This is a genomic window from Nonomuraea sp. NPDC049480 (assembly GCF_044465905.1).
GTDB lineage: Bacteria > Actinomycetota > Actinomycetes > Streptosporangiales > Streptosporangiaceae > Nonomuraea.
Genome location: NZ_JBITMD010000003.1, coordinates 406,043 through 421,713, shown reverse-complemented (window position 1 = coordinate 421,713; position 15,671 = coordinate 406,043). Strand labels below are relative to the sequence as shown.

Annotated in this window: 14 protein-coding genes; 6 read left to right on the top strand and 8 right to left on the bottom strand. The window is 69.6% G+C overall.

The window, feature by feature from the left end:
- The first annotated feature begins 255 nt into the window (after nt 1–255).
- Nucleotides 256–1,425 (top strand): indoleamine 2,3-dioxygenase, encoded by a 1,170-nt coding sequence (locus tag ACIBX3_RS11670; RefSeq protein ID WP_397115768.1) that lies wholly within the window; start codon nt 256–258, stop codon nt 1,423–1,425.
- A 119-nt stretch (nt 1,426–1,544) separates the two neighbouring features.
- On the opposite strand, the gene ACIBX3_RS11665 is transcribed toward ACIBX3_RS11670, so the two are convergent.
- Both ACIBX3_RS11665 and ACIBX3_RS11660 read right to left on the bottom strand, forming a co-directional pair.
- A complete protein-coding gene (locus ACIBX3_RS11665; protein ID WP_397115766.1) occupies nt 1,545–2,603 on the bottom strand; it encodes a LacI family DNA-binding transcriptional regulator in 1,059 nt (352 codons plus the stop codon).
- 64 nt (nt 2,604–2,667) lie between these two features.
- Nucleotides 2,668–3,546, bottom strand: a complete 879-nt coding sequence (locus ACIBX3_RS11660) for an ATP-binding cassette domain-containing protein (RefSeq protein ID WP_397115765.1) — start codon at nt 3,544–3,546, stop codon at nt 2,668–2,670.
- Nucleotides 3,547–3,728: 182 nt separating this feature from the next.
- On the opposite strand from ACIBX3_RS11660, the gene ACIBX3_RS11655 reads away from it, so the two are divergent.
- From ACIBX3_RS11655 to ACIBX3_RS11645, 3 genes are all read left to right on the top strand, one after another.
- Complete coding sequence (locus ACIBX3_RS11655; RefSeq protein WP_397115763.1) at nt 3,729–5,135, top strand: glycoside hydrolase family 125 protein; 1,407 nt, start codon at nt 3,729–3,731, stop codon at nt 5,133–5,135.
- Between the two features lie 80 nt (nt 5,136–5,215).
- Nucleotides 5,216–6,274 (top strand): ABC transporter permease, encoded by a 1,059-nt coding sequence (locus ACIBX3_RS11650; RefSeq protein ID WP_397115761.1) that lies wholly within the window; start codon nt 5,216–5,218, stop codon nt 6,272–6,274.
- 144 nt (nt 6,275–6,418) lie between these two features.
- Nucleotides 6,419–7,441: an ABC transporter substrate-binding protein gene (locus ACIBX3_RS11645; protein ID WP_397115759.1), complete on the top strand. Its 1,023-nt coding sequence runs from the start codon at nt 6,419–6,421 to the stop codon at nt 7,439–7,441.
- Nucleotides 7,442–7,670: 229 nt separating this feature from the next.
- Here the strand turns inward: ACIBX3_RS11645 and ACIBX3_RS11640 are convergent, their stop codons facing one another.
- The 6 genes from ACIBX3_RS11640 to ACIBX3_RS11615 all read right to left on the bottom strand — a co-directional run bounded on the left by ACIBX3_RS11640 (nt 7,671) and on the right by ACIBX3_RS11615 (nt 13,451).
- The gene (locus ACIBX3_RS11640) at nt 7,671–8,525 is read right to left on the bottom strand and encodes a sugar phosphate isomerase/epimerase family protein (RefSeq protein ID WP_397115757.1); all 855 of its coding nucleotides are present in this window, start codon (nt 8,523–8,525) and stop codon (nt 7,671–7,673) included.
- Between the two features lie 16 nt (nt 8,526–8,541).
- Nucleotides 8,542–9,546 carry a Gfo/Idh/MocA family protein gene (locus ACIBX3_RS11635; protein WP_397115755.1) on the bottom strand — a complete coding sequence of 335 codons (1,005 nt, stop codon included), beginning with the start codon at nt 9,544–9,546 and terminating at the stop codon, nt 8,542–8,544.
- A 14-nt stretch (nt 9,547–9,560) separates the two neighbouring features.
- Nucleotides 9,561–10,460 (bottom strand): TIM barrel protein, encoded by a 900-nt coding sequence (locus ACIBX3_RS11630; RefSeq protein ID WP_397115753.1) that lies wholly within the window; start codon nt 10,458–10,460, stop codon nt 9,561–9,563.
- Between the two features lie 3 nt (nt 10,461–10,463).
- Nucleotides 10,464–11,261 carry an ATP-binding cassette domain-containing protein gene (locus tag ACIBX3_RS11625; RefSeq protein ID WP_397115751.1) on the bottom strand — a complete coding sequence of 266 codons (798 nt, stop codon included), beginning with the start codon at nt 11,259–11,261 and terminating at the stop codon, nt 10,464–10,466.
- Nucleotides 11,258–12,316: an ABC transporter permease gene (locus tag ACIBX3_RS11620; protein WP_397115749.1), complete on the bottom strand. Its 1,059-nt coding sequence runs from the start codon at nt 12,314–12,316 to the stop codon at nt 11,258–11,260. Before ACIBX3_RS11620 ends, ACIBX3_RS11625 begins: the two co-directional genes overlap by 4 nt.
- 82 nt (nt 12,317–12,398) lie before the next feature.
- The gene (locus ACIBX3_RS11615; protein ID WP_397115747.1) at nt 12,399–13,451 is read right to left on the bottom strand and encodes a substrate-binding domain-containing protein; all 1,053 of its coding nucleotides are present in this window, start codon (nt 13,449–13,451) and stop codon (nt 12,399–12,401) included.
- 443 nt (nt 13,452–13,894) lie between these two features.
- Here ACIBX3_RS11615 and ACIBX3_RS11610 point away from each other — a divergent pair, with 443 nt between their 5' ends.
- Both ACIBX3_RS11610 and ACIBX3_RS11605 read left to right on the top strand, forming a co-directional pair.
- Nucleotides 13,895–14,950 (top strand): LacI family DNA-binding transcriptional regulator, encoded by a 1,056-nt coding sequence (locus ACIBX3_RS11610; protein ID WP_397115745.1) that lies wholly within the window; start codon nt 13,895–13,897, stop codon nt 14,948–14,950.
- Between the two features lie 260 nt (nt 14,951–15,210).
- On the top strand, nt 15,211–15,507 hold the full coding sequence (locus tag ACIBX3_RS11605) for a hypothetical protein (protein ID WP_397115743.1): 297 nt from the start codon (nt 15,211–15,213) through the stop codon (nt 15,505–15,507).
- Nucleotides 15,508–15,671 lie beyond the last annotated feature (164 nt).

Sequence of the window (15,671 nt, the reverse complement as noted above, 5' to 3'; positions counted from 1 at the left end):
CATATTCGGCTGGTGGTTCCGGACGACGTCAGGCCCGCGTCTCCCGGCGCGCTCGGCGACCTGGTTGACCGACAGCTCCGCGCCTCGGGCGAACAGCAGCATGATCGGCCGGTGGCCGGGATTGGCCAGGGCCTGAGGAAGTCGTGGGCGGCCTGGCTCATCCGCTCACCGGCACCTGAGGCGTCATCGCGCTCTCATGTGCATACGATCTCCATGGGGAACCTCAGCTTGGGGGGCAGACGAGGAGGAAGTCCGGTGATCCCTGAGACGGCGCACACCCGCGCCCCCAGACCGCGGGTCGCCTCGCTGGGCGAGTACGCCATCGACGTGCACCGCGGATTCGTGCCCGCCGAAGACCCGGTGGACGCGCTGCCGGCGTACTACCGCCCCTGGGAGCAGGCCGGCCGGAACATCACGGCGCTGATCATGACAGGGCGCATCCGTACGGCGATCGCGTCGATGCCCGAGCTCACACTGGACAGGCTGGAGTCCTGCGGAGAGCGGGAACGGGCCATGCTGCTGCTGTCCTGCCTCGCGAACGCGTACGTGTGGGGTGCCGGCACGCCCGCGCGCACGCTCCCGGCCCCGGTGGCACGCCCTCTTCATGAGCTCGCCCAACTGCTGGACCGGAAACCGATCGTCGCCCATGCCTCACTCGTCCTGAACAACTGGCGGCGCATCGATGCGGCTGAGCCGCTGAGCATGTCCAACATCGACACGCAGCTGACGTTCCTCGGCGGCGTGGACGAGAAGTGGTTCTACCTCGCGACCGTGGGCGTCGAACTGGCCGGAGCCGGCGGGCTGCCCCTCCTCGTGCGGGCCCAGCACGCCGCGGCGGCCGGAGACCACACCCGGCTCGTCGAGGCGCTGCTCGGCGTCCGCGAGGTTCTCGGCCGCGTGGTCGACGCGGTGCTCGACATCGAGCGCTGGTGCGACCACTACGTCTTCTACCACCGGATCAGGCCGTTCCTCACGGGCTGGTCCGCGCCGGGACTGCGGTTCGAAGGCGTGGATCGTGAGCCTCTGGTGCTGGCCGGCGGCAGCGCCGCCCAAAGCTCCCTCATCCAGGCCTTCGACGCCGGACTCGGCATCCACCATCGCGACGAGCTGACCTCCGGCTTCCTGACCGGCATGCGCGCGTACATGCCCGGGCCGCATCGCCGCTTTCTCGAGGATCTGGAGGCCGGCCCCTCGATCCGCGGCTTCGTCGCGCGGCACCGCAGCGCCCGCCCTCGGTCAGCCGACGCGTACAACGCGGCCGTCGCCGGCCTGGACCGGCTCAGGGCTCAGCACATCGGCATCACCGGGCGCTACATCAAACGGTTCGAGCACGGCGAGGAGGCCGCCAGAGGGACCGGCGGGAGTGACTACGTGGGTTTCCTGAAGAGGTCGCGCGAGGAGACCAGCGAACGGCTGCTGCCCTGACCGCGGAGTCGTCGCCGTCCACCCGGGCACACCTCGGCGTGGAGCGGTGTGAGGGCCTCCTGCGCAACGGCACACCGGCACGAGCTGGGCGCGAGCGACGACGGCGGGCGTTCGCGCGATCAGGAAGGCGCCGATGATCCAGAGGACAGCAGGGCGGACTGAATCGATGAGGCGGGTGGGCGGATCTCTCCGCTGCCGCGCGGCACCAGCGTGGGGCGGACGACGCGGCGGGCCGGCGGCTCGGTCCACCCGTCGATCCTGGCGAACAGGGTCTGCGCGGCAACCGTGCCCAGGCTGACCGGATCGCCGGCGACGACGGTCAGCGGAACCGGAAGCATGTCGGCCAGCGGGAAGTCGTCAAAGCCGGTGACCGCGACGTCGCGACGCGGCCCCAGCGCACGCAGCAGGCCCTGCGTCATGAAGCCGGTGGTGGTGAAAATGGCGGTCGGAGGGTCCGGCATCGCCAGCAGTTCGCGGCCCGCCCGTTCGGCCTCGGCGACGGAACCGGTGGACAGGCGCCGGATGAGCGCGGGGTCGGCCGAACCGACCTCCGTACGCATGGCGTCCCGGAAGCCACGCAGCCGCTGCGTGGTCGTCCAGCGACTCGGCGCGACGATGGCGCCGATGCGGGAGTGCCCGTAGGAGACGAGATGCCGTACGGCCATCCGCGCCCCGGCGGCGTTGTCCAGCACGACCTCGTCGGCCTCCACTCCGGCGCCGGGGCGGTCCACGAACACGACCGGTGTGCCGCGCTGGAGCTCCGGCTGCAGGTAGCTGTAGTCCCGGCCGCCGGCGACGATCAGGAGCCCGGCCACCTGGCGGCCCAGCAGACCGTCGATGGCCGCGCGTTCGGCCTGCGGATCCTCGTCCGCGCTGGCCAGCACGACGGCGTAGCCGCGCGCCCGGGCCACGCCGATCACCGCCGAGGCGATGGCCGCGAAGAACGGGTTGGTGAGGTCTCCGAGCAGCAGGCCGATGTCTCCGGTGCTCTGCCCGGACCGCATGCCCCGCATGCTCCGGGCCACCTCGTTGCGCCGGTAGCCGGTCGCGGCGATGGCCGCCTCCACCTTCGACCGCGTCTCACGGCTGACCCGGCCCTCCCCGTTCACCACCCGGGACACCGTCTTCATGCCCACCCCGGCGAGTTCGGCGACCTGCTTCATCGTCGGCCGAGTCACGGGCCGTCCCCCTTCCTGCGGCTTGTCGATCACTACAAGGCCGCGGACACGTCGGCAGGGCCGGTCATGCCTCCATCCCGCCGGTTCCGCGGGTGCCGTCCGCCCTGGCGTTGATCTCGGTACCGATCATCGTATCCGGAGCCGTACCCGCCGGGGCATCGGCAAGATCGTCGGGCGGCTCCTCGCTCAGCGCGCCCGTCATGGCGCCGAGCACGCGTTCCGCCGTGGCCTCGCCCCGGGTGAAGGCGGCCACGCGCCTGCCCAGCCGCAGCACCTCGATCCGGTCCGCCACCTCGAAGACGAAGGGCAGATTGTGGCTGACCAGCACCACGGACACGCCCTGCTCCCGCACGGATTCGATCAATGCCCGGACGCGGCCGGTCTGGACGACGCCGAGGGCGGCCGTCGGCTCGTCCATCAGGACCAGCCGGCTCGCCCACAGCACCGCTCGCGCCACCGCGATCCCCTGCCGCTGCCCCCCGGACATGGTGCCGACCGTGCTGCGAGTGTCCTGCAGGCCGACGCTGAGGCGGGCGAACGCGTCGTCGGCCTGGCGGCGCATCTTCGGCTTGTCCAGCATGCCCAGCATGCCGAGCAAACCACCGCGCAGCACCTCGCGGCCGAGGAAGAGGTTCGCGGCCGGATCGAGGTCGGGGGCGAGCGCGAGGTCCTGATAGACGGTCTCGATGCCATGGCTGCGCGGATCGAGCGGACTGGAGAAGGTGACCGGCCGGCCGCTGACGGCGATCTCGCCCTCGTCCGGCTGAATCACCCCGGAGATCACCTTGATCATGGTGCTCTTGCCCGCGCCGTTGTCTCCGACCAGTGCGACGACCTCGTTCGGGTGCACGGTGAGCGAGGCGCCCTGGAGGGCCCGGACCGTCCCGTAGTGCTTGACGATCCCGGACAACTGCAGGAGTGGGGTGTCGGGGCTGCTGCTCATCGGCGCCTCCTCGGATCCCGGCCGGCTGAGGAAGGGCGGAGATCCATCGTGGGGGTGACAACGCTGTCGCATAGGACAGTACTAGGGTAGCGTGCGCCAGCAAAGATGTCCGTGGCGCCGGATCCCGCCGCCACCCGCGGCACCGAGCCGGTTCCGCCTATCAGCCCGAGGGGTGCGTTCTCTTGTCAGCCGACGTCCACGCGGCACACTGGGCCGTTCTCGCCGAGAGCCTGGCCGGCGTGTCCTCCCGGGCGCAGGCTCGGCTGGAGGCGGAATTCGGTGCGGGTGAGATGTTCCGGCGCTGCTTCGCCAACGCCTGGACGACCACGCTGCGCGGGGACCCGGCCGAGCCCTTCGTCATCACCGGCGACATCGAGGCCATGTGGCACCGGGACACGGTCGGCCAGCTCCGGCCGTACTTGACCGGGCTGCCGGATCCGGCCGTGCTGCGCGTCCTGACCGGGGTCGTCCGGCGGATGGCGCGCGCGGTCCTGGCCGATCCCTACGCCAACGCGGTGAACGACGGGCCCACCGGCGGCCACGCCGACGAGCACGACCGGCCGGCGCCGCCCCCGGACGTGTGGGAGCGCAAGTACGAGGTGGACTCGCTGTGCTCGTTGCTGTCCTTCGGCTACGAGCTGTGGGCGGCCGGCGGATCGGCGGCGCATCTGGACGGCGACTTCGCGGCGGCGGCCGACCTCGTCATGCGGGTCTGGCGGGTCGAGCAGGACCACGAACGGGACTCGCCCTACCGCTTCGAGCGCGTGGCCGGCCCCTTCCAGGCCGACACGCTGGACCGCGGCGGTCTCGGATCGCCGGTCGGCCGCACAGGGATGACCTGGTCGGGCTTCCGGCCCAGCGACGACCGGTGCGAGTACGGCTACCTGATCCCGGCCAACGCGGCGGCCGTGGTCGCGCTCAACGGCGTCGTACGGCTGTGCGACGAGGGACTGCTGGAGCCCGCGCTCGGCACCCGGGCGCTCGAGCTGGCCGTCGAACTCGCGGGCGGCATCGCCCGCCACGGGGTGGCGCAGACCGGCTCCGGCCCCGTCTACGCGTACGAGGTGGACGGCCTCGGCGGAGTGAACCTGATGGACGACGCCAACGTGCCCAGCCTGCTGTCGCTGCCCTATCTGGGCTGGTGCGACCGCGATGATCCGCTCTACCTGCGGACCCGCGCCTTCGTGCTGAGCGAGCGGAACCCGTACCACTACCGGGGCCGGGCGGCGGAAGGTGTCGGCAGCCCGCACACACCCGCGCGGCACATCTGGCCGATGGCGTTGTGCGTGCAGGCCCTGACCGCCGGGTCGCGGCAGGAGTCGGCGGACGCGTACCGCCTGCTCCTGGCCACCGAGGCCGGCACCGGCCTGATGCACGAGAGCTTCCACGCCGACGACCCGGCCGCCTTCACCCGGCCGTGGTTCGCCTGGGCGAATTCCCTGTTCGCCGAACTGTCGCTCTCCCTGGCCGGGCTTCCGGTGCCGCGTCCGATCCCTCCTGTGCCGGCCGAGGTGGCCGACGCCGTGCGGGCGGCGGGTTCGCCGGTGACCTTGGGTTCCGGTCGGCAACAATTGGGCCACCAGCGTTGACGGCCACCGACCACGGGGGTTACCGTGCCTCATCGAAGTGACAACGTTGTCACAAATGGCGCACCCCGTAGAGGTGAGCGATGTCAGACCTTGAAACAGCGCCGACGAGCGCCGGCGCCGCACGTCCGGTAGCCGGCGTGGACGACGCCGGGCCGGGACCGCGGGCGCCTGGCCCGCTCCGCAACCTGCACCGGATGCAACGCAGCTGGTCGGTGCTCGTGCTGCTGGCCCTGATCACGATCTTCTCGGTCCTGCGCCCCGAGCAGTTCGTGTCCTGGTTCAACGCCAAGAGCATCGCCGTCGACGCCTCCAGCTATCTGCTCATCGCGGTCGGGATGACCTTCGTCATCACGATCGCCGGGATCGACCTCTCGGTCGGCTCGGTGCTCGTGTTCTCCGGCGTCGTCAGCCTCAAGGTGATGCTCGCGATCGGCGGCGACGGGCCACTCGTCCTGCTGGCCGGGCTCGCCGCCGCGCTGCTCTCCGGGCTGGCATGGGGGCTGGTCAACGGGCTGGTCACCACCCGCGGCGGCGTCTCTCCACTGATCACGACGCTCGGCAGCTTCGCCGCCGCCACCGGTCTCGCCTACCTCCTGGCCGGCGGGCAGGACATGCACGGCGTGCCGCGCACACTGGCCGACACCCTCGGCTTCGGCGAATTCCTCGGCATCCCGTACACGGTGCTGGTGGCGCTCGCGGTCGCCGCCGTCGGCGCCTTCGTGATGTCGCAGACGCGGTTCGGCCGCTACACGGCCGCGATCGGATCCAACGAGGAGGCGGTCCGCCGGGCCGCGGTCAACGTCAACCACCACATCGTCAAGATTTACGCGCTCTCGGGCGCGCTGGCTGGGCTGTCCGGATTCGTGAGTCTGGCCCGGTTCCAGACGACGACGCTCAACGGACACCAGACCGACATGCTGCAGGCGATCCTCGCGGTCGTCATCGGGGGCACGAGCCTGATCGGCGGAATCGGCACCGTGCTCGGCACCGTCGTCGGCGTCATGATCCCCTCGGTGCTCACGGACGGCTTCGTCATCCTCGGCCTGGAACCCTTCTGGCAGCAGGTCGCGCTGGGAGTCGCCCTGGTCGCGGTCGTGATGGTCGACCAGCGCCGCCGACGGCGCGACGTACGAACCTAGCGCGGTCTCCGCGCGCCCTCTCCCCCACACATTTCCTCACGCCCCTGCGCCGCCCACGAGGCTTCCTCCTACGACGACGCACGTTTCACGCCATCGCCTGCACACACCGACAGTGTGCGGCCGCATCACTCAGGAGAGTCGACGATGCAGAGAACACCTATGGCATGGCTGGCCGTCGTCGCCGGTCTCGTGACCACGCTCGCCGCCTGCGGCTCCTCCGCTTCCAGCGGCACGGACGCCGCCGCGACGTCCGGCGCGTCCGCCGCGCCGGCCGAGGCGGGCGCCAAGAAGGTCAAGGTGACCTTCATCGAAGGGGTCGCCGGTGATCCCTTCTACGAGACCATGGCCTGCGGCGCCAAGGAGGCGGCGGCGCAGCACAACGTGGACCTGAACGTCCAGGGCGCCAAGAACTGGGACGTGAGCCTGCAGATCCCCATGGTCAACTCGGTCATCGCCGCCCGGCCGGACGCGATGTTCATCGCCCCCAACGACTCCCAGGCCCTGGTCCAGCCGCTGAAGCAGGCGACCGAGGCCGGTATCAAGGTGGTGCTGGTGGACACCACCCTGTCGGACACCAGCTTCGTCGCCTCAGCGATCGCCAGCGACAACGTCAAGGGCGGCCAGGTCGCCGCCGAGGCGCTGGCGAAGCTCATCGGCGAGAAGGGCAGCGTCCTCCTGGTCGGCGGCCAGCCCGGGGTGAGCACGGCCGAGGCTCGGCAGAAGGGCTTCGAGGAGGGGCTCAAGAAGTATCCCAACATCAAGTATCTCGGCAACGTGTTCACCTCCAACGGTGTCGCGAAGATCTCCCAGCTGGTCTCGGCCCAGCTCGCGGCACATCCCGACCTGGCCGGCATCTTCGCGCTCAGCACGGACCAGAGCCAGGGCGCCAACAACGCGGTGAAGGCGGCGGGCAAGGCCGGCAAGATCAAGCTGGTCGGCTTCGACGCCGGACCCGCGCAGGTCGAGCAGCTGCGCGACGACGTGGTCCAGGCCCTGGTCGCCCAGCAGCCGGCGCAGATCGGCGCCGACGGCGTCGCCCAGGCCGCCGCGGCGGCGCGCGGCGAGGCGGTGCAGAAGCAGATCGGCACGGACTCCACGGTCATCACCAAGGAGAACGTCGACGAGCCTGAGGTGGCGAAGTACCTCTACACCACCACCTGCAACTGACATCGGCGTCCGCCACCGACATCGCGACGGCCGGAACTCCCTCTCACGGGGTTCCGGCCTTCAGGTGCTCGTGGCCGGCCCCGGCGCGCTTTCCGCGAGCACACCGGGCACACCATCGCCCTGCCCGCCCTCATCGGCCTCGCCGGCTGATCATCGGCGAAGAGAACGTCCCATGCCCACGACGCACCTCTGGGACGAGAGGCCGGCGCCGGGGAACTCGCCGAGTCCCTCACCATGAGGCCGTGCGCTTGGTCATCTCCTGCAGCATGAACAGGCTCGACTCGCGCGCCTTGTCCTCCCAGGCGAAGACGCACGCGGTCATGACGCCATCGAAGCCGAGGCGACCGAGGGTGCCGAAGAACTCGTCCCAGTCGACCTCACCTTGGCCGATGTTCAGATGCTGATGGACGCGCGCCGTCGAGCCGGGCGGGTTGACGATGTAACGCAGCCCGGAGGAGGCGCGGTGGTCGAAGGAGTCGGCGACGTGCAGGTGGGTGAGCAGGTCCCCGGCGTACTGCATGATCTCGGTCATGTTGCCGCCCTGATGGAAGGTGTGCGGCGCGCAGTACAGGAACGACACCAGCGGGGAGTCGATGCCGCGGACCATGTCGACGGCGGTTTTGCCGTCCTCGACGAAGTCGTCGGGGTGCGGCTCCAGACGTAGCTGGACTCCCTCGCGTTCGAAGACGGGCAGCAACTCCTCCATCGACCGCCAGAACATCGCCTCGCTGCGGGAGGCCTGCTCCGGGCGGCCGTTGAACTCCGAGTTCATGACGGTGCAGCCGAGCTCGACCGTGATCTCGATGGCCCGCTTCCAGTAGCGCACCGCCGCCTGGCGCTCGTCCTCGTCGGGGCCGGACCAGCGATACAGCGGCAGCACGGAGGCGAGCTTGACATCCGCGGCGGCCAGGGCGGACTTGAAGGCGGCGACGGTGCCGCGGTCGGCTCTGGGGTGCAGGAAGAAGGGCAGGAAGTCCTCGCGCGGCGACAGCTCGATGTACTCGTAGCCCAGCTCGGCCACCAGCGCGGGCAGCTGCAGCAGGGGCGTGCTGCGCAGCATGTACGGGTCAAGAGCGATCTTCATCGTTCGGGTTTTCCTCTCAGGTGTAGAGACCGGGCCGCTCGACCAGGCCGACCGCGACGGGCTCACCCGTCTCGAGCGAGGCGACGGCGCTTTCGGCGACGGCGGTGGCCGCGTACCCGTCCCACGCGCTGGGCCCGCCCACGACGCCGGCGCGCAGGCCGGTGATCCACTCCTGCAACTCCGTCAGGTACGTCGCGCCGAACCGGACCCGCCAGTCGGCCGGCACGGCCTCGATCCGCCGGCCGCCGGTGACCAGCGCGTTGGCGGTCGGGTTCTCCAGTGCCACGACGCCTGTCGAGCCCACGACCTCGCAGCGCACGTCGTACCCGTACTGGCAGGTGACGAACACCTCGACGGTGACCACGCCGCCGCCGGCCAGCTCCAGCAGCACGATCTGCGGGTCACGCAGGTGCGCCGCGGCCAGCGGGCTCGGTTTGGTGGCGACGACGGTGGTGCGGACGATCTCCTGCCCGAACAGCCACCGGGTGGTGTCGATCTCGTGGATGACCGAGTCGGTCATCGCCATCTCGCTGGTGAAGGAGCCGGGCACAGTCGCGTTGCGGTGCACCATGTGGGCCAGCAGCGCCTCGCCCACCGTGCCGTCGTCGATCGTGTTCTTGACGACCTGGTAGCCCGGGTCGTAGCGGCGCATGAAGCCGACCTGGATCCAGCGGCGGCCGGCGGCGACCTCGGCGTCGAGGACCTTGAGGCAGTCCGCCGCGGTGGTGGCGAGCGGTTTCTCGCAGAGCACCGGCTTGCCCGCGGCGATGCAGGCCAGGACCTGCTCGGCGTGGAGTTCGCCGGGCGAGGCGATGAGCACGGCGTCGACGCCGGGGTCCTCGATCACCTCCAGCGCGCTCGACCGCGCCACGGCGCCCGCTCCGGCGGCGACCTGCTCCGCGCGGGCGGCGTCGACGTCGAACACGGCGGCGACCGCCGATCCGACGACCTGGGACGCCAGGCGCGTCACATGGTCGGCCCCGATGTTGCCGGCCCCGATGACACCGACCTTGATTGTCACAGTGGCTCCTTCTTTCACGGACGCAGACCGCAGCCGTTGAGGTACGTCCGGGTGCGAGTGGCGATGGGCAACGGAACGTCCGGCGGACACGGGTAGAGGTCCTGCTCGACGATCGCGAACAGGTCGGCGTCCAGCCGGCCGAGCTCGGCCAGCAGCGGCTCCATGGCGGGGATGCCGGTGGGCGGCTCGATCATGGCGCCGCGCCGGACGGCCTCGGCGAAGCACAGGTTCTCCTCGCGGACCTGGCGGACGATCTCGGGGTCCACCTGCTTGAGATGCACGTAACCGATCCGCTCGGGGAACGCCCGGATGATCTCGATGTTGTCCCCGCCGCAGTAGGAAATATGGCCGGTGTCGAGGCAGAGCGAGACGACTCCGGGGTCGGTGTCCTCCAGGAACCGCAGCACCCGCTCCTGGGTGTCGACGTGGCTGTCGGCGTGGGGGTGGAAGACCAGCTCGACCCCGGACTCCTCGCGCAGGACGCGGGCCAGCGCCGACATGCCGGAGGTGAGGTCCTTCCACTGCCCGGGGGTCAGCTCCACCGGCTGGGTGAGGTTCCCGTCGAGGTCGGTGTAGCCCTCGGGCAGCGAGATCAGGTACTTCGCGCCGAGCGCGGTGAGCAGCCTGGCCTCCGCGCGGCACTCCTCGATGGCCTCCTTCAGCGCCTCCCCGCCGCGGTGCAGCCCGGAGAACACCGCGCCGCCGGACAGCCGCAGCCCGCGCCGGCCGAGCTCGTCCCGCAACTGCTCGGGGTCGGTGGGCAGGTAGCCGTACGGGCCGAGCTCGATCCATTGGTAGCCCGCGGCGGCCACCTCGTCGAGAAAGCGGTCCCAGGGAACCTGGTCCGGGTTGTCGGGGAACCATACGCCCCAGGAGTCGGGGGCCGTGCCCAGCCGGATCCGGGACAATGTCATGGCCTATCTCCCATCAGTGGTCAGAGTTTCGCGGTGGCGGCGCAGGCCGATCTCGCCTTCCACCACGGCGGCGGTGAGCTCCTTGACGGAGGTCTCCTCGCGGGTGGTGTCGAGGATCTTGCGTCCGTGGTTCATCACGATGTGCCGGTCGCACACCTCGTACGCGTGGTGCAGGTTGTGCGTGACGAGCACCGAGCTGACGCCCTCGCCCTTGAGCCGGGTGAGGTAGGCCAGCAGGGCCTCGGTGGCGCGTACGGCGAGGGCGCTGGTGGGCTCGTCGAGGACGAGCAGGCTGCGCTTGAAATGCACGGCGCGGGCGATCGCCACCGCCTGCTGCTGTCCGCCGGAGAGCGAGCTCACGAGCTGCCGAGGGCTCTTGATGCCCTCGATCGTCACGACGCTGTCGAGGATGTCCGCGGCGATGTGGTCCATCTTGCGCATCCTCAGCAGGCCCAGCCGGTTGGTGAGCTCCCGGCCCATGAAGATGTTGCGGGTGATGGTGAGGGACGGGACCAGCGCGGAGTCCTGGAAGATCGTCTCGATGCCGAGCCGCTCGGTGTCCTGGCGGGTCGGCGCGGTCAGTTTCTTGCCGCGCCAGGCGTACTCCCCCGCGTCCGCCCGTACGACACCAGACATGATCTTCACGAGGGTGGACTTGCCGGCGCCGTTGTCGCCGAGCAGGCCGACCACCTCGCCCTTGCGGATCTGGAAGCCGACGTCGTTCAGGCAGACATTGGGCCCGTAGCGCTTGGTGATCCCCGACAGCTCCAGGAGGACCTCGCCTTCGCTGTCCGTGCTCATTCGGCCTTCCCTTCGATGAGGCGGTTGAAGACGGCGGCGAAGACGATGATCACGCCGATGAAGAGGTTGAGGTAGAAGCCCGGCGCGCCGGAGAGCAGCAGGATGTCCTGCAGCACGAGGATGAGCGCCGCGCCGAGCACCATGCCCAGCACGCTGCCCTTGCCGCCGCGCAGCGATACGCCGCCGACCACGGCGGCCGCGATGGCCTGCAGCTCCATGCCGCGGCCGGTGCCCGGCTGGACGGACTGCGTCCGCACCGCGACGAGGATCGCGGCGAGCGCCACGCACACCCCAAGGATGCCGAAGGCGATCAGCTTGATGCGGGTCGGATTGATGGAGATCGCCCGGGCCGCGGACTCGTTGCCGCCGACGGCGAAGATGTGGTTGCCGAGCTTGTGGCGGTGCATGACCACCCAGAAGAAGACGGCGACCAGGACCAGCCACACGACCTGCCCGCGGAAGGGGCCGATCTGCCCGGCGAAGATGGTCTGCAGAGACTCGCCCCGCTGCATGCGCGCGGCCGAGGTGCCGTTGTAGAACAGCGCCGCGCCGTCCCAGAACAACATCATGCCGAGTGTGACGATGAACGACGGGATCTTGAACCGGGTCACGATCACGCCGTTGAGCAGGGCGATGCCGATGCCCATCGCGAAGGTCACGACGAACGCGCCGAAGACGTTCCCGCTGGAGTACCAGTGGATGAACACCAGCGCGCAGAAGGTGTAGTTCATCCCCAGCGACAGGTCGAACTCTCCCGCGATCATCAGCACGCCCGCGCCGATCGCCAGGATGGCCAGCACCGGGATCGACTGGCTCAGGACGTTGAAATTGGCGTCTGACAGGTAGGGGAAGCTGTCCGGCGCCACCAGGTAGGCGATGACGCACCCGATCTGCACCAGCACGAAGATGATGCCGATCTCGAGCGCGCCGCGGCCGCGTACCAGCCGCAGCCATCCGCCGAACTGCTCGCCGCCGCTTCTCGGGGCGGCGACCGCCACCGCGGGCTGATCCTCCATGGTCGGCGACGGTGCTCCGTCGCTGGTCGTTTTGCTCATCGCTGCTTGGCTCTCCATGTCCGTCACGGATATGACCAATGGGGGCGGACCCGGTGGCCCGTTCGGGCCCGCCCCGGTCCGGTCAGCGGATCTTGCCCGCCAGTTGCTCGACGACCGCGACGTTGGACTTGTCCACCAGGCCGCCGCCGCCGGAGTTGATGGTCGCGGGGCTGAGGCCGAAGTCGAGGTTCAGCGCCAGCTGCGCCACGGTCTGGAAGCCCTGGATGTAGGGCTGCTGGTCGGCGGCGGCGAGGATGGTTCCGCTCTTGATGCCGTCGATGACCGGCTTGGACAGGTCGAAGCCGACCACCGGGACCTTGACGCCGACGTCGTTCATCGCCGCCTCGATGTTGCGGTGCGGGGTGCCGCCCAGCGGCACGATCGCCGCGATGTCCTTGTGACCGAGCAGGTACTGGCTCATCTTGTCCAGCGCTCCCGCGTCGTCGATGCCGGTCGCGACCATCTCGGTCTTGGCGCCGATGGCGTCGAGGGCCTTCTGGACGCCGGCGTTGCGCTGGATGGCGTACACCTGGTCGGGGAACTCGACCGGGGTGAAGACCTTGGCGCCCTGCGGCAGCTTCGCCTCGGCGATCAGGCGCTGGCCGAGGAGGTAGCCCGCCTCTTCGAAGTTCTGGCCGACGAAGCCCAGGGTGCACTTGGCGACGTCACCCTCCTGCGTGATGTTGTACGCGATCACCGAGATGCCTGCCTTCTGCGCGGCGCAGACGTTCTCGGTGTAGCGCTTCGGGTCGTCGATCACCACGGCGACGGCGGCGGGCTTGTCGGCGACGGCGCTGCCGATGAGGTCGTTGTACTTCGACGGGTCGCCCTGGCTGGTCTGCAGGTTGAGCTCCATGTTGAACATCTGGGCCGCGTCCTTGGCGCCCTGCGAGATGGTGCCCCAGAAGGAGTCCCCGGGATCCTGGGAGAGCAAGAACGTGATCTTACGGTTCTTGGCACGGCTGCCGAGCCCGGACTGCAGCCCCGCCCCCGAGGCGGCCGCGGCGGGTTCCGTGGACAGTGCGCTCGAACCGGCATTCGTGTCGCTCGAGGCGTTCGAGCAGCTGGCGAGGCCGAGCACGAGGAGGGGCGCGACTACTAGAGCGCGCCAGTTGATGCGAGTGGAGTAGAGCACTGGTTCTACCTCTCCCTGGGAGCGGCAATGGGGCTGGTGGATCTGGGGGTCCGAGAAGACCTCGGGCGGAGACGGGCTCGAGCGGGGCCCTCGGTGTGTCGGCCGACCTGTCAGGCTGGCTTCGTGTCGACGATGTAACCTGCCGATGAAGCCCCATGTCAAGACAATGTCTTCAGTTAATTTGTCCTGACATGAAGATGTTGTGACGTCAGGGTCTGACGACGCTTGCTCTGTTGCCTACGTGGGGTGACACGGCAGGAGTGCGCAACCGGCCGGGCCTCGGGAACACTTCCCGGGCCACTGCGCCGATGCTCCATGCGTCTGTCCGGCTTACACATCGAGGGCTGCTTTCTAGCGCGCTCTAGTGGCTGTTACTATGAGCCGCGTCACATCGGATGTCAACAGCCTGCGGCAAGCCGCGCGCATCGGAAAAGGGTTGATGGGTGGAGCAAGGTGCGGGATCCGAGCCGTCCGCCAAGGCCGGGGCCAGGGCCTCGGCGCGGGCCAAGCGCCCCACCATGGCGGATGTCGCGGCCCGGGTCGGCGTGTCACGGGCGCTGGTCTCACTCGTGTTCCGCAACGAGCCGGGGGCGAGCAAGGAGACGCGTGACCGGGTGCTCCGCGCCGCCGACGAGCTCGGTTACCGTCCGGACAACGCGGCCCGGCTTCTCGCCCGCAATCGCAGCATGGTCCTCGGCGTGATGATCAACATCCGCAACGCCTTCCACGCCGACCTCGTCGAGGCGATCTACGCCGAAGCCGAGCGGCTCGGCTACGAGGTCCTGCTGAGCGCGCTCGGCCCCACGCGGGACGAGCGGAAGGTCGTGGAAGCCCTGCTGGGCCACCGCTGCGAGGCGTTGATCCTGCTCGGCCCGAACGCCGAGACCGCGTACCTCGCCGAGCTGGGCGCGCACACGCCCACCGTGGTCGTGGGGCGCCGCGTGCCCGTGAACGGCGTCGACACCGTCCACACCGCCGAGAGCAAGGGAATGCGGCAGGCCGTCGATCATCTGGTGGGCCTCGGCCATCGCGCCATCGTCCACATCGACGGAGGCACCGGCCCCGGCTCCGCCGAACGCCGCCACGCCTACCGCGCCGCCATGCGCGACCACGGCCTGGAGGAAGAGATCCGCGTCCTTCCCGGAGACCACACCGAGGAATCCGGCGAGAAGGCCGGCGAAACCCTCTTCCACGACGACCCGCTGCCGACCGCCGTGCTGGCCGGCAACGACCGCTGCGCCATGGGCCTCATGCACACGCTCAGCCGCGCCGGCGTCCGCATCCCGCGAGACATCTCGGTGGTCGGCTACGACGACAGCCACATCGCCCATCTGTCCCACATCAACCTCACCACCGTGCGCCAGGACGCCGAGCAGATGGCCCAGCTCGCGGTGCGCTCGGCGGTGGAACGCCTGGACGACCACCGGCTGCCCTCCCGCGAGCTCATCCTCGACGCCCGCCTCGTCGTCCGGGGCACCACCGCGCCACCGCGTACGTGACGCCGGTCGAGCGCCGCTTTTCGCCGACGGTCCCGCGGTCACCCTTCAGCCTTTGAACCTCGCTGATTGTCCGGTGCATGTCCGATGAAAGCCCTCGTCCTGCGACTGCCGCCGAAATAAAGTGAGTCTTCCGATCCCAGCAGGTAAGGGAAATCCGAGTCCGGCGATAAAGCACTCAACCTGCCGGAAATACGAGACCGCAGCAGGTTTCACTGAATGCTGTTCCCCCGTCGGAGCTGTCGAAAGGAGCCCCACCTACCATGAGCATCCTGCGGAACATCGCCGTTGCCGGAAGCCTCGCCGCGCTCGCGATGAGCCTGTCCGCCCTACCGGCACAGGCCGTGCCGGCAGTCGCCGGGTCGGCTGCGTCAGCGGTCCAGCAGGCGGCACCGCGGTCACCGGACGACTGCCTCGACTATCTCAACAGTCAAGGCTACGCATCGACGCCGGCCAGGGTCAGCGCCTGCAACTCGCTCGTTGAGGCCTTCTGCATCGAGATCCTGGAAGACAGCGAAGTACGCTCGGACCACGCGGCAATCGCCTGCCGGCTCGCGTAAAGCAAGGGCCCCGGGAGCAGGGCATCGACGCCGGCCCGATTTCGCATTCTCTCCGCGAATTCGGTTGTTCCCGCCAGGAACAGATGATGCTGTTTCTGCCATGGGGCGGAATGATCGGCAAGAATGGACGGCTCGCGGTTCAAAACGTGCTGCCTGCCACGGTC